The 12,824-nt window shown below is 59.6% G+C and carries 14 protein-coding genes; 2 read left to right on the forward strand and 12 right to left on the reverse strand.

Annotation, left to right across the window (positions count from 1 at the left end; translation table 11 throughout):
• A partial coding sequence (locus tag FHX10_RS32940; RefSeq protein WP_184390716.1) for an ABC transporter substrate-binding protein occupies nucleotides 1-651 on the forward strand: 651 nt, incomplete at its 5' end.
• Between the two features lie 95 nt (nucleotides 652-746).
• Here FHX10_RS32940 and trbI read toward each other — a convergent pair.
• Genes trbI through traI form a run of 12 tightly spaced genes read right to left on the reverse strand, consistent with a single transcriptional unit; the run spans nucleotide 747 to nucleotide 11,034 of the window.
• Nucleotides 747-2,051: an IncP-type conjugal transfer protein TrbI gene (gene trbI, locus FHX10_RS32945; protein ID WP_113231948.1), complete on the reverse strand. Its 1,305-nt coding sequence runs from the start codon at nucleotides 2,049-2,051 to the stop codon at nucleotides 747-749.
• A 12-nt stretch (nucleotides 2,052-2,063) separates the two neighbouring features.
• Nucleotides 2,064-2,525 (reverse strand): conjugal transfer protein TrbH, encoded by a 462-nt coding sequence (trbH, locus tag FHX10_RS32950; RefSeq protein WP_112400473.1) that lies wholly within the window; start codon nucleotides 2,523-2,525, stop codon nucleotides 2,064-2,066.
• Nucleotides 2,525-3,379, reverse strand: coding sequence for a P-type conjugative transfer protein TrbG (trbG, locus tag FHX10_RS32955; RefSeq protein WP_113231994.1), 855 nt, complete (start codon nucleotides 3,377-3,379; stop codon nucleotides 2,525-2,527). Before trbG ends, trbH begins: the two co-directional genes overlap by 1 nt.
• Nucleotides 3,380-3,396: 17 nt before the next feature.
• Complete coding sequence (locus FHX10_RS32960; protein WP_113231947.1) at nucleotides 3,397-4,059, reverse strand: conjugal transfer protein TrbF; 663 nt, start codon at nucleotides 4,057-4,059, stop codon at nucleotides 3,397-3,399.
• Between the two features lie 17 nt (nucleotides 4,060-4,076).
• On the reverse strand, nucleotides 4,077-5,270 hold the full coding sequence (trbL, locus tag FHX10_RS32965; RefSeq protein WP_112400475.1) for a P-type conjugative transfer protein TrbL: 1,194 nt from the start codon (nucleotides 5,268-5,270) through the stop codon (nucleotides 4,077-4,079).
• Nucleotides 5,264-5,488, reverse strand: coding sequence for an entry exclusion protein TrbK (gene trbK, locus FHX10_RS32970; RefSeq protein ID WP_112400476.1), 225 nt, complete (start codon nucleotides 5,486-5,488; stop codon nucleotides 5,264-5,266). The genes trbL and trbK overlap by 7 nt, the downstream gene beginning before the upstream one ends.
• Nucleotides 5,485-6,294, reverse strand: a complete 810-nt coding sequence (gene trbJ, locus FHX10_RS32975) for a P-type conjugative transfer protein TrbJ (protein WP_113231946.1) — start codon at nucleotides 6,292-6,294, stop codon at nucleotides 5,485-5,487. Before trbJ ends, trbK begins: the two co-directional genes overlap by 4 nt.
• A complete protein-coding gene (locus tag FHX10_RS32980) occupies nucleotides 6,266-8,737 on the reverse strand; it encodes a conjugal transfer protein TrbE (RefSeq protein ID WP_184390719.1) in 2,472 nt (823 codons plus the stop codon). Before FHX10_RS32980 ends, trbJ begins: the two co-directional genes overlap by 29 nt.
• Nucleotides 8,738-8,747: 10 nt before the next feature.
• A complete protein-coding gene (locus FHX10_RS32985; RefSeq protein ID WP_113231944.1) occupies nucleotides 8,748-9,047 on the reverse strand; it encodes a conjugal transfer protein TrbD in 300 nt (99 codons plus the stop codon).
• Nucleotides 9,040-9,441 carry a conjugal transfer pilin TrbC gene (gene trbC, locus FHX10_RS32990; RefSeq protein ID WP_113231943.1) on the reverse strand — a complete coding sequence of 134 codons (402 nt, stop codon included), beginning with the start codon at nucleotides 9,439-9,441 and terminating at the stop codon, nucleotides 9,040-9,042. The genes FHX10_RS32985 and trbC overlap by 8 nt, the downstream gene beginning before the upstream one ends.
• The gene (gene trbB, locus FHX10_RS32995) at nucleotides 9,431-10,402 is read right to left on the reverse strand and encodes a P-type conjugative transfer ATPase TrbB (protein WP_113231942.1); all 972 of its coding nucleotides are present in this window, start codon (nucleotides 10,400-10,402) and stop codon (nucleotides 9,431-9,433) included. Before trbB ends, trbC begins: the two co-directional genes overlap by 11 nt.
• Nucleotides 10,399-11,034, reverse strand: a complete 636-nt coding sequence (gene traI / locus FHX10_RS33000; protein WP_113231941.1) for an acyl-homoserine-lactone synthase TraI — start codon at nucleotides 11,032-11,034, stop codon at nucleotides 10,399-10,401. Before traI ends, trbB begins: the two co-directional genes overlap by 4 nt.
• 378 nt (nucleotides 11,035-11,412) lie before the next feature.
• On the opposite strand from traI, the gene repA reads away from it, so the two are divergent.
• On the forward strand, nucleotides 11,413-12,612 hold the full coding sequence (repA, locus tag FHX10_RS33005) for a plasmid partitioning protein RepA (protein ID WP_210294525.1): 1,200 nt from the start codon (nucleotides 11,413-11,415) through the stop codon (nucleotides 12,610-12,612).
• Nucleotides 12,613-12,824 lie beyond the last annotated feature (212 nt).

Consider the following 12,824-nt stretch of genomic DNA (forward strand, 5'->3'; position numbering starts at 1 on the left):
AAGGCCTTCGATAGCGCAATCGACGGAACGAACATCAAGGTGATCGAACGCCAGCCGGTGACATCGCAGGACCCCACTGTCGAGACCCAGCTAAACACTCTGAAAGCTTCCGGCGCCGATACATTGGTGATTATCGCCGCGCCGCGCCAGGGCGGCGAAGCCATCCGCTTCCAATCCGAAAGCGGTTGGAAGCCTTTGACCCTGGTCACGAACTTGTCGTCAGCGTATCCGGTTCTCCAGTCGGTCGGCCTGGAAAATGCCAAGGGTATCATCACCTCCGACTTCCTGAAGCCGATCACCAGCGATCAGAAGTCCGGTGACGAAGGCGTCGATCACTATCTCGACGCCATAAAAGCAGCCAAGGTGAACTTCGTCTTCGCCAATACGATTGGCCAGACCGGATACGCCATCGGCGATGCGCTCATCCAGTCCCTCGAAAAGCTCAAGGACCCCACCCGCGAAGAGCTGATGAAAGTCGTTCACAACATGAACGGATGGAAGAACCCATTGCTTCAAGAGGGTATCGCGATGACGACCAAGGAAGGATCCGACATTTACCCTGTCGAGGCGCTCCAGCTCTACCAGTTCGACGGCCAGGAATACGTGCCGCTCGGTGGAGTTTTGGATTTTGAAGGCAAAACACACGAATAGTTCTCCCTCCGTTCGGGTGCCGGTAACCCGGCACCCCTTCACTGAGGTGAGGCAGATTTCACTCAGCAGTGCACTTCGATCCGATTGGCTAGGCGTCAGTTTTTGTTTCGGTATGCATCCGGAAACACGATATCCTGATCGACGAGCACATTGAACTTGTACCCTGGCCGGATCTCCAGTGTCGGCTGCACGTCCATATTGCGCTGGATCGTCCGATCGGCAACGCGCCCGAAGGTTTCGGCGAAATTCCGCCGCGCTGCGTCTGAGGCAGTATCCTGCGTCGCCAGAGTCGAACTCTGCGGCACGGCCATATCGATGCCCGTTCCGATCAGGGCAATCAGCACAGCCGACCCGAACGTCCTGAGATAGTGATTGTTCACTTTATCGGTGAAACCGCCATAGCCCTGGGCGTCCGTACCCGCCATGCCGCCAATTTGCAGCGTCGAGCCGTTCGGGAAGATGATGTCGGTCCAGACGACAAGAACACGTCTCTGGCCGAACGAGATCTTGCTGTCATAACGGCCGAAGAGCTTTGTTCCCTGCGGAATGAGCAGGCGATGACCGGTTGCGCTGTCATAGACGTTCTGACTCACCTGCGCAGTGATGCGGCCGGGAAGATCCGAATTAATGCCTGATATGAGCGTCGCCGGAATGACGGAGCCGCGTTTCAGCTCAAAGGGTGATTGCTGTGGCACGACGCGATTGGGGAGGTATCCGAGATCCTTGAGATCGGCGTTGAAGAAATCCTCCTTCGAGCGCTGCCCATTCGGATCGACGTTCTGACCGACGAGACCGGCTCGCAGGGCAGCACTATAGAGGTCGGACGGCGTTCCTGCGGTCGGCGCCGTGGTTGCCGCGCTCGCGTCGTCCGCTCGCGAGCGCGCGTCGAGCTTGCCGCGATCGATGGCGAGCGGCGCGTCATAGGCGGTATCCCTCGCCTGCAGTCGGGCCATGCGCTGGCGATGCCGTTCACGCAAATATTGTTCCTGGTTCTCGCGTTCGAGACGTGCCCGCCATGCATCTTCCGGCTCCAGTTCCTGCCAGCGCCGATCGCCTTGTTCGGGCTGCGGCGTGAAGGGATTGGGCGCCTTATGCTCGTCCTGCTTTGTCGAGACAGGTGTTGGCTGGAACGTTGTCTGCTGCTGCGGCTCACCGATAATTCCGTCGGTCACGCCACGCTTGATCTGGTCGGCGAAGGTCGAGGCGGGATTGCCCGAATTCCCTTCCGGGCCTCGGTCCTTACCCGAATAGAGTCCGCGGGAAGCAAGGCCGTAGAAAATGACGGCGAGAAAGGCGACCAGCAGCACGATGACCACGACGATCGGCAGACGGTTGATCCGCTTGATGCCTTTATCGATTCCTTCGTTTGCGGTGCCGCCGAGCTTGAGAGATTGAGCCATTCTTCTCCTCCCTCAAGGGCGTCGCATCAGCGACAACGCGCTCGCCGCCGTCGCCCCGTTCGCCGTGACGGTATAGGCCCGACCAAGTTCGACACTATTTGTCGAAAGACGCACCAGAACTTGACCATCGAACGGTGTGATTACATAGGCGAGCGTGACGACTTTTGTCTCGCCATCCGTCTTCTGGTCGGTGATAACGGCATAGCCCCATCCCTTGAGCGCCGCCTCGAGCGCCTGCCCAAAGGATGAGCTATCCTGCTTAAGAGCGATTGTCGCTTTCCCTGGTCCGATTTGCTCGGCGAGGCGGCTGACCATATCACCTGCGAGGGCGCCTGCGGCCGGGGGTGAGATTTCCACCGGCGCTGTGCTGGCGGCGAGGCCGTCGGTGTCCGTCGACTGGCATCCGGAAAGAAGAGTGACCAGGATGCAGGCTGAGGCAAGACTGAAGACGAAGCGGAGCCCAGGAGTTCGCATCATCGCCCTCCTCTTCTGATCGTCACTTTTTCTTGCTTCCACCCCACGCCGGAGACGAGGACGGCGCGATCGATATTGTAATCGACCACCATCATATTGTTCTTCAGGCGATAGTTGACGATCCGGTTCTGTCCTCCAGAAACGACGAAGAGCACTGGCGCATCCTGCCCGGAAATCGAACGCGGAAACTGGATGTAGGTCTTGAGCCCATCGGAATAGATCCTCGTCGGCCGCCAGCCGGCTTTTCCCGAGACGGAATAGGCGAAACTCAGCTGTTCGGCTGGAACGCCGGCGCCGGGCATGGTGCTTGCGTCGAGCCGAGCGTTGACCTCGGCGAGTTTTGTCGAAACATCTTCGGGATATTCGAAGCCAACACGGGCCATATATTGCATCGCATGCGACTTGAGCTGGATGTGATACGTGCGCCTGGACGTCGTCACGACCATCGACGTCACCAAGCCGGGTTCCGAAGGCTTGATGATCAGGTGTATGGCCTGTCCGCCTGCCGCTCCCGATGTGGCGGGTTCGACTTTCCAGCGAACCGTGTCGCCGACCAATACGTCGCGGACGACCTCGCCGCCCTGCAGCTCGATATCGCAGACCTGAAGCGGCGAGCAGACGACGGAGGGCTGCACCTCCCCATAGAGGAAGATCACCTTCCCATCCGCTCCCTTGGTGACGAGGCCCCGCGATCCGCGCCACTGGGTGGAAAGTCCCAAACCTTTCGACTCATTGGCGGTGGCGCCGTCGGCGGCCAGCGCGCGGGAAGAGACGAGGATCGAAGATGGCCCGACGGCGAAAATGATGGCGCCGGCCGTCAGCGTGGCCCGTAGAGTTCTGCGTGGGATGTTCATGTGGGAGGCCATGCCTTTCAAAGCTGTGCGGTCCAGTCGAAATCGCGGAGATAAAGACCGATAGGGTTCAGGCGGATTACGCCTTCGTCCTGGGGCGGCGTGAGCGTCACGGTGGCGACGCCGCGAAAACGGCGCACTGCAGTTTCCTTGCCGCGCCGGTCTCGCTCGAACTCCGTCCAGTCGACCTGGTAGGACTGGGTGGAAAGGGCGACGATGTTGTTGACCTCGACCGCGACCGTCGCGGTCGTCGCCTTTTCGAACGGCGAGTTCGAGCGGAACCAGGCATTGATCTTTTCCGTCGCGGGATCGGACATCCGGAGAAGGGCGTAGGTCCGGTCGATATACTGTTTCTGCACGACCGCATCCGGCGTGACGGATCTGAAGTTTGAGACGAAGCTGCCAAGGGTCGCGCGCACGACCCGCGGATCTGCATAGTCTATCTGCTGCGGCAAACCGGCGTTGGAAGCAGTGCCGAGCCTGTCGATTTCGACGATATAGGGAACGAGCTTAACCTGCGTGCTCTGGTATAGCGCATAGGAAAAACCGATCACCGCCATGAGCATGCTGGTGACGCCAACGATACGCCACGCCGCGGCAGCCCTGACATAGGAGCCATAACGTTCGTTCCACTCGTTTCGTGCGGCGATATAGGGATTGTCGGGCGCATTACGTCCGGCCATAAGAACTCTGCCTCCGGCTACTTGTTTTCATTGATCGGTGGAGGCGGCGGCGGTGAGGGTGTGGCGCTTGTCCGCGTCTGATCGAGCTTCGCGTTGGCAAGACCAAGCAGCGAACCGGCATAGGCTCCCGGTGAACCGATCACCTTATCTTTTGCGGCCGAGCCAGCTGCCCAACCTGCACTGCCGATGCCGGATGCCATGCCTCTTAATGCAGCGCCTGCCATCGATGATCCCCCTACCCGCGCCGCGCTCGCGGTCTGAACGCCCTTAGATGCGGCGTTCGCGCCAAGGAATGCGCCGCCTGCGGCGAAGGTAGCGGCTTGGCTGCCGTGGCGGATCGCTTCCATGCCACCACTCACCGATGCACCCTGCACGACGCCCTGCAGGATTGGCGGCACATACATCGCGATCACGAAGACCACGACCGAGATGCCGGCGATCGCGAGTGTGGTGATGAACTGCTCGGAGGTGGCCGTCGGCGCTTCGGCGAGGCTCAGCAAAATGTCGGAGCCGATTTTGGCGATCATCACCAGCGCCATCAGCTTCATCCCGACGGAGAAGGCGTAGACCAGATATTTGATGGCAAAGTCCTTTGTGAAGGAAGAACCGCCGAGGCCGAGCATGATCATGCCGGCGAGCAGGCCGACATACATCTCCACCATGACGGCAACGAAGATCGCGGCGACGAGACTGAAGGAAATCACCACCACGACCATGGCGAAAACGGCGGCGATCGCGAGCGCATTATCCTCGAACAGGCCGAACTTCGCCTGTTCGGACATCTTGGTTGCGACACGGATACCGGCGTCGAAGATGTTGGCAGGGGACGCAGAGCCGCCGCCAGCGCCAATCTGAAACAGACTGTCGACCACCGCCTTGGCGAAGGAGGGACCCTGATCGAGGATGAAGGCGAAGAGACCAATGAACATGATTCGCCGGACGAGTTCGGCAAACCAGCTATCCAGCGAGGCGGCATTGATCGCCAGCCACACGGCAGCGATGCTGACCTCGATGCCGGCCAGGATCCAGAACAACGATCGCGCTGCATCCATCACCGTCGTTTCCCAGCCTTTCGCGGCGGTGACAACGGAGTTCTCCAGCGTCGTGAGTACTTCGCCCTGTTGCGCGAAGGCAGGAGTACTTGCCAACAAGACGACGCCGACCGCAATGAAGGCGAGCTGGATCTTCTGGAAGGAGCGAACAATTACCATCGTGGTTTCATTTCTTGCCCGCCACGGACATTCCGATCCGGATCACCACCGAAGAACTTTTCCCGATATCCCCGATGCTCGGTATCTGAAGCAGGCCGCGAGACGCCCACATCCGATCCGGACCGAGGTGCCGGATTGGGTTGAACCAAAATCCAAGTGACGATGCCGGCGCCGATAATTGTGGCCCCGGCGATGGCGATGGGCAGGCGCAGGCTCACCAGCGGGGCTCCATCGTTTGACCACCGCGGATGTCACGCTCCGTTGCGCTGAAGAACTGCTCGCGGCGGGCCTGCGCCAGATCCTTTTGCGCCTGTTCCGATTGGAACCACGCTCCCATCATGGTCATTTGCTGGGAGACGAGACCCCGCAACTTTTGCATCTGTGCGACCTGTTGGGCGGCGATCTCGTGCCCGACCTGCAGTGCTTTCATTTGTCCATCGGCTGATTCCGACATCGAGCGCAGCGAGGACATCGTGCGTTCCTCACTGGAAAACTGGTCGGCGGTCAGATTTGCGGCCTTCAATGTCCCGGCGATCGTGTCGCGGTTCGTGTCGGACCAACTCTGATATATCGTCGAAAAGCTCGCCCCATTTGGCAGACTGCTCTTCATCTCGGAGAAGCTTTGAAAGCGCTGCTTGAGGAGGTCGTCGATATTGCCCATGGAGAACGCAACCCCTTGACCCTGCGCGACGACGTTCTGCAGGTTCTTCAGGTCGCTCTCGACTTGACCCCAGACGTGGTCGGGTAGTTGCGCTGTGTTTTGCAGCAGGTTTTTGTAGATATTGAGCTGGGTTTGGATTTGCTCGGCAAGCTGGGAGATCTGGGTGATCTGATTGTTCACCTGCTCGGCTGATTTGCCGACGAGCGAAACCAGTTCGGCGTTATTGGCGAGCTGCGTCCATTCGGTCGCCTGCCCTGTAACGCCGCCGGCCTGAACGGGAATGGGGAATGCGGTCGAAAAGGCGGTCGCCGCGATGACTGCCGTGCGGACTGTTTCAAGAGGTCTGGAAGAATGAATCGGCATGGGCGATCCCCCTTTGCTGGAGCCAGTGGAGAGGCCACGTGGCCCCATACTCGAGGTGGAGCGAACGGATGCGCTTCAGGTCTTCCTTGCCTGATGCGCCGACGAATGAGAGAGCGACAGGACCGAGCGCCATATCGAACAAGCGGCGGCCCTCGGGTGAGGCGACGTAATATTCGCGCTTGGGAATGGCGGTCGCGACGATCTCGATCTGCCGCTCGTTGAAACCGATCCGCTCGTAGAACTCGCGCGTCCCGGACTCGCGGGCCGCGCCATTCGGCAGGCAGATTTTCGTCGGGCAGGATTCCTTCAGCACGTCGATGATGCCGGAGCGCTCAGCATCCGAGATCGACTGCGTGGCGAGCACCACTGCGCAATTTGCCTTGCGCAGCACCTTCAGCCATTCGCGGATCTTATCGCGAAAGACCCGATGACCAAGCATCAGCCAGGCCTCGTCGAGAATGATCAGGCTGGGGGCGCCGGTAAGACGCTTTTCGATGCGGCGGAAAAGATAGGTAAGGACGGGGACGAGATTGCGCTCACCCATGTTCATCAACTCTTCGATCTCGAAGCATTGGAAGGCACCGAGCGCCAGACCGTCCTCCTCGGCATCGAGCATCTGTCCCATCGGACCGTCGACGGTATAGTGGTGGAGCGCGTCCTTGATCTCGCGCATCTGCACACCGGATACGAAATCCGAGAGCGAGCGACCACGCGATTCCGCCATCAGAGCGATCTGGCGGGAGATGGCGTTGCGATAATCCGGCGTGATCGTCACGCCCTGCAGCGCAACCAGTGTCTCGATCCACTCGGCGGCCCAGGCGCGATCGCCATCGGCAGAAAGTTCGGCGAGCGGGCAGAATGCGAGACCGGCACTTTCCTCCTTCGTTGCTGGCCTATTGGCGTCGCCGCCGATCTCGTAATGGTGGCCACCAATGCTAAGCGTCAGCGGCAGTATCGAACCGCCCTTGTCGAAGGCGAACACTTGCGCGCCGGCGTAGCGGCGGAATTGCGCTGCGATCAGCGCCAGCAGCGTCGACTTACCCGACCCGGTGGGACCAAATATCAGTGTGTGGCCGACATCGTCGACATGCAGGTTCAGCCGGAACGGCGTCGAACCGCTGGCGACCTGCATCAGCGGCGGCGAGGCCGGCGGATAGTACGGGCACGGTGCGGTCGGGCTGCCCGACCAGACCGAATTGAGAGGAATCAAGTCTGCCAGATTGCGAGTGTTGATCAGCGGTTCGCGGATATTGGCATAGGAAACGCCGGGTAGGCTGCCGAGAAAAGCGTCGGTCGCATTCAGCGTCTCGATCCGTGCACCGAACCCTTCGGCCTGGATCAGGCGGCGGACGGCCTCGCACTTTTCTCGTAGGCGGTTTTGATCCTCGTCGAAGATGACGATGACCGGTGTATAATAACCGTAGGCGACGAGCTGCGATGAGGCCTCGGCAATTGCGTCCTCGGTTTCGGCGACCATCATCATGGCATCCTGGTCGAGCGATCGGGATTGCGTCTGGAAGAGCTGATCGAGGAAGGGTCTGACCTTCTGCTGCCACTTCTTGCGCGTGCGCTCCAGCCTCGCCCTTGCTTCCTCCGCATCGAGGAAGATGAAGCGTGACGACCATCGATAGGCAAGCGGCATCAGGTCGAGGCTGTTAAGGATTCCCGGCCAGCTTTCGGCTGGTAGCCCGTCGACCGCGACGACACCGAGAAATCGGTTCTCGACCAAAGGGGTCAAGCCGTGCCGTAGCTCGGCCGTCACCAGCCAGTCAAGATACATAGGGATCTCGGGCAGACGCACCGGATGGTTCTCGCCGGTGATGCAGAAGCGGATGAACTGGAAAAGCTCGTTATAGTGGGCGGCACGGAATCCGCCGTGCTCTGGCGTTTCTCGCGTCAGCATCCGGCGGATCGACACGACGTTCATGAGATACTGTTCGAGCTCGCGGATAGAAGCTAGAAACGTCTCCAACGCCCTGTCGGCATAGGTGGTCGAGCGGCTGGCTTTATCGGAGTACACATAGCGTGTTAGGCCGGAGCGCCGCGGCTCCGGCGGCCGCCAGGTCAGGATCAGCGCGTGCCGGCTCTCGAAATGGCCGCTCTCCTTCTGGAAATGCGCTCGCCGTTCAGCGTCGATCGCCCGCGTGATCGGATCAGGGAAGTGGCAATCATCATTGGCCGGATAATCGTCAGTCGGAACCCTGGCAGCTTCGACTTGTATCATCCAGCCTGAACCGAGGCGCGAGAGGATCGCGTTGATCTGCCGTGACACTTCGTTGCGCTCGGCGTCGGTCGAACTTTCGCTGTCCGGGCCGGCAAAATACCAGCCTGCCATTAGCGAACCATCCTTGAGCAGGATCACGCTGTTGTCGACCAGGCCGGCATAGGGCACGAGATCGGCAAAAGACGGTTCCGTGTGGCGGAGTGATTTGAGCGCTACCATCGCACGATCCTCAGAATCTGCGCCAGGGCGACGACGTGGCGCGATAGAACGCCTTGTAGGAGATGTGCCGGACATAGACCCGCCGCATGAGGGGATCGGCCTTCGCCATCATACGAAGGGTGGCCACGGCTATAAGCCAGATGGCGGTGCCGAACAGCGCGGCATACCAGGTCAGCACCACGAAGATCAGGATGATCGCGGCAAGGGCCGTGAGCAGCACCAGCTCGCGGTCAGCGCCGATCAGAAGGTTCGGACGGGACAATGCCCGGTGGACGCGCGCGCGGGATAGGTTGGAGCCGACTTCAGCCATGAATCCCCTCCCCTTGCGCGCAAAGCACTACCTCCGGCTTGGAGATGTCAGCATTGGATCGTGCCGCCTCACCAATCGATGCCCCTGTCGCACCATACAGGGCAACGATCTGCGTTGCGCCCAGAAGAACACCGCCTACGAGGGCGACATAGCAAAGCCTTCTCGCGAAATCGTTCAATTCGCCCCCGAAGATGAGCATGGCGCCGGCGATCGCCACGGCCGCCAAGGCGATGAAGCCGGCGACAGGGCCGGTGATCGACTGCTGGATCTGCTGCAGCGGCGTTTCCCACGGCAGTCCACCCCCGCCGGATGATGCAAGCGCCGGCTCCGCCAGGGCTAGAGAAATGGCAGCGAGCGCAGCGTTGGCGGAAATAATCTGTGTCCTACGCGACATGACTGTCCTCGTCGATTTGTGCGTAATGTTCGGTCCGATAATGTGAGTTGCTGAAGCCCTCGACGTGGATGATCTCGCGGACCCGCCTCCCCTTGCCCGCCCGCTCGATGGAGACGACGAGATCAACTGCCTCGCCAATCACATCCTGCATGGGCTGATGGCTCGCTTCCGCGGTCAGTTGCTCGAGCCGACGCAAGGCAGACATCGCAGTGTTGGAGTGAATGGTGGTGACTCCGCCCGGATGTCCGGTGTTCCATGCCTTCAGCAGCGTAAGGGCGGCGCCGTCGCGTACCTCGCCAACGATGATACGGTCGGGTCTGAGACGCATTGTGCTCTTCAGAAGACGTGCCATATCGACCGTGTCACTGGTATGCAGGCTCAGTGCGTTATCCGCCGCACACTGAATCTCGGCCGTGTCCTCAAGAACGACCATGCGATCGTCCGGCGCCGCCGCAACGATTTCGGCGATGACCGCATTCGCAAGCGTCGTTTTGCCTGACCCAGTTCCCCCGGAAATGACGATGTTCATCCGGGAGTCGATCGCGCTACGCAACACAGAAGCTTGTGCTTGGGTCATTACGTTCGACTTCACGTAATCGTCGAGTGGGATGAGCCGGGAGGCTCGCCTCCGGATCGTGAATGTGGGCGCCGACACCACTGGCGGCAGCAAGCCCTCGAACCGATGTCCTCCAATCGGCAGTTCGCCCGAAATGATCGGTTGCTCGTCGTCGGCTTCCGATTGCGATGCATGGGCGACGCTGCCGATGACGACTTCGGCGGCCGCCGGGCTCATCACGCCCGCTGCGGCAATTCCGTGGCCGAGCCGTTCGATGAACAATCTGCCGTCAGGATTGAGCATGATCTCGACGACCGTTGCATCGTCAAGTGCGACGCAGAGCTGGTCACCGAGCGCGTCCTGGAGTTTGCGGACGAGACGGGAACGAGAACGGAGCTCGGTCATGCCGCGCTCCTGATCCGGTTGCCGGCACCGTTCGTCGTGATCGGGTCATATCCCGGCGGGCAAACCCGATCGAAGCTCGTAGGATCGGCCGGCAGGACGCCCCCAACTGCGACGGTGTCACCGATCGAAACCGGAGATCCAAGTCGCCGCATTGGCCACCCAGCCCGTTTCAGGATCCGCTCAAAGCGAAGATCGGTTGCCGTGACGATCTCACGGAATCCGTTCACGATCGACCATTCGATGATGCCGGCGAACATCGTCAGTGTGGCGAGGTGCAGTTGTCCCCCTCCCCTTCCCGCCGGCAATGACGTGTCGACGCAAAAGCGGGAGCTCTCGATCATTGCTGCATGGGCACCGAGGCCGTTCGCTAGCAATTGGGGGAATGTCCGTTCCAGCATGGTCGGGCCGGAAGCGGGCAGAAGGCGCGCACATCCCACTACTTTCCGGTCAAACGCGATCGCCAGAATGTAGGTTGGGCGGAGATCGTCATATTGATCCCGTTCGCCGGCTGAGGTGAGGACAACATCCCATTCCAAGCGTTTGCCAAACACCGAGGCTCGAAGATGGTGCATCTGGTTCAAGTAGTTGCGGTGGCTTCCGTAATGGTCGGCCGAGACGCTTAGAATCCGCATTGTGATCTCCGCATGAACTGGTCAAGCGAAGGAAAATCACCTCGTTTTGCGGATGGCTATGTGCAGATTTGCATCCGCTGATTCTACCGAGTCGGGGTGGAGTCCAGCATCTATGGACGTTGCGAGCAGCGCAAACGGTGCGATTTCATGTGCAAATCTGCAGTCGGTCGCGACTGGCCAACTCTGGAAGAATCGGCCTAACTTGCGGAAAGTCATTAGGGAATCGTTGTCGTGGGAGATTCCGCGGAATGCGCGTTAACCTCTTGTTAACCAAAAACGTCTTGCAACCGTGACGGCATTCGGTAATCGTCACGGAAAAATGGCGTTACGTGCCAATTAACCGTGACAAGAGATTTCACCGTGAGCAAAGCAGCTGCAATGTCCAGAAATGATCGCCCGTCGGTAGACGTTACCATTGGCGAGCACGCGGAACTGCTAAGTTCTCAGCTTCAGGCTATGAGCGAGGCCCTTTTCCCGCCGACGTCGCACAAGAGTTTGCGAAAATTCACGTCGGGTGAAGCTGCCCGTCTGATGAAGATATCCGACTCGACGCTTCGAAAGATGACGTTGGCGGGAGAAGGTCCACAGCCTGAGCTTGCCAGCAACGGGCGACGTTTCTATACGCTTCGCCAGATCAACGAAATTCGACATATGCTCGCTGGCTCTACTCGCGGGCGCGAGAGCATTGACTTCGTGCCTCATAGGCGGGGCGCTGAGCACTTACAGGTCATCGCCGTAACCAATTTCAAGGGTGGCTCTGGCAAGACGACCACCTCCGCCCATCTTGCACAATATCTCGCGCTCCAGGGTTATCGAATCCTTGCTGTCGATCTTGATCCGCAGGCGAGCCTCTCAGCCCTCCTCGGGGTTCTTCCAGAGACTGATGTGGGTACGAACGAAACATTGTACGCGGCAATTCGCTACGATGAAGCAAGGCGGCCACTGAAAGAGGTTATCCGCCCGACGTACTTTGACGGTCTCGATCTTGTTCCTGGTAACCTTGAGCTTATGGAGTTCGAGCACACCACTCCAAAAGCCCTGACTGATCGCGGCAGCCGCGACGGACTTTTCTTCACACGTGTAGCGCAGGCCTTTGATGAGGTCGCTGACGATTATGATGTGGTCGTTATTGACTGCCCTCCCCAGCTGGGTTTCTTGACGCTGAGCGGCTTATGCGCGGCCACATCGATGGTCGTTACTGTGCATCCCCAGATGCTCGACATCGCCTCGATGAGTCAGTTCCTGCTCATGACGCGCGATCTCCTTGGTGTGGTTCGGGACGCCGGGGGCAACCTTCAGTATGATTTCATCCGTTATCTTTTGACGCGGTTTGAGCCCCAGGACGCGCCGCAGACGAAAGTTGCTGCGCTGTTGCGCAACATGTTTGACGACCATGTTCTCACCAATCCGATGGTGAAATCGGCAGCCGTATCGGATGCGGGTTTGACGAAGCAGACGCTTTACGAGATTGGGCGAGAGAACTTGACCCGTTCGACCTATGATCGGGCGATGGAGGCTCTTGACGCAGTTAACTCGGAAATCGAATCCCTGATCAAGTCAGCATGGGGCCGCGCGTGATGGGCCACCACACCATACTTTCAGCGACTCTGTTGGGAGCTCCCAACAGTCCAGTGCTTGCTCGATCTCATCTTGCAGCCAGATGTCCTCCTTTCGATCGGGATCGCCGGCACCCCGTGGATTTTTGGCGTGGCGCCTATAACGGCGCCGTGTTGGGAGCTCCCAACCAACCGCATTTGGTAGTTGAAGCGCAATACCACGGCCGCGGTCTA

The organism is Rhizobium sp. BK591, from assembly GCF_014195045.1.
GTDB lineage: Bacteria > Pseudomonadota > Alphaproteobacteria > Rhizobiales > Rhizobiaceae > Rhizobium > Rhizobium anhuiense.

What these genes read in the sequence shown, in the direction of transcription:
- FHX10_RS32960 (WP_113231947.1), bottom strand. Translation starts at nt 4,059, where the DNA reads ATGGCCGGACGTAATGCGCCCGACAATCCCTATATCGCCGCACGAAAC.
- trbB (WP_113231942.1), bottom strand. Translation starts at nt 10,402, where the DNA reads ATGACCGAGCTCCGTTCTCGTTCCCGTCTCGTCCGCAAACTCCAGGAC.
- trbH (WP_112400473.1), bottom strand. Translation starts at nt 2,525, where the DNA reads ATGCGAACTCCTGGGCTCCGCTTCGTCTTCAGTCTTGCCTCAGCCTGC.
- trbL (WP_112400475.1), bottom strand. Translation starts at nt 5,270, where the DNA reads ATGGTAATTGTTCGCTCCTTCCAGAAGATCCAGCTCGCCTTCATTGCG.
- trbI (WP_113231948.1), bottom strand. Translation starts at nt 2,051, where the DNA reads ATGGCTCAATCTCTCAAGCTCGGCGGCACCGCAAACGAAGGAATCGAT.
- traI (WP_113231941.1), bottom strand. Translation starts at nt 11,034, where the DNA reads ATGCGGATTCTAAGCGTCTCGGCCGACCATTACGGAAGCCACCGCAAC.
- trbG (WP_113231994.1), bottom strand. Translation starts at nt 3,379, where the DNA reads ATGAACATCCCACGCAGAACTCTACGGGCCACGCTGACGGCCGGCGCC.
- FHX10_RS32980 (WP_184390719.1), bottom strand. Translation starts at nt 8,737, where the DNA reads ATGGTAGCGCTCAAATCACTCCGCCACACGGAACCGTCTTTTGCCGAT.
- repA (WP_210294525.1), top strand. Translation starts at nt 11,413, where the DNA reads ATGTCCAGAAATGATCGCCCGTCGGTAGACGTTACCATTGGCGAGCAC.
- trbC (WP_113231943.1), bottom strand. Translation starts at nt 9,441, where the DNA reads ATGTCGCGTAGGACACAGATTATTTCCGCCAACGCTGCGCTCGCTGCC.
- FHX10_RS32985 (WP_113231944.1), bottom strand. Translation starts at nt 9,047, where the DNA reads ATGGCTGAAGTCGGCTCCAACCTATCCCGCGCGCGCGTCCACCGGGCA.
- trbJ (WP_113231946.1), bottom strand. Translation starts at nt 6,294, where the DNA reads ATGCCGATTCATTCTTCCAGACCTCTTGAAACAGTCCGCACGGCAGTC.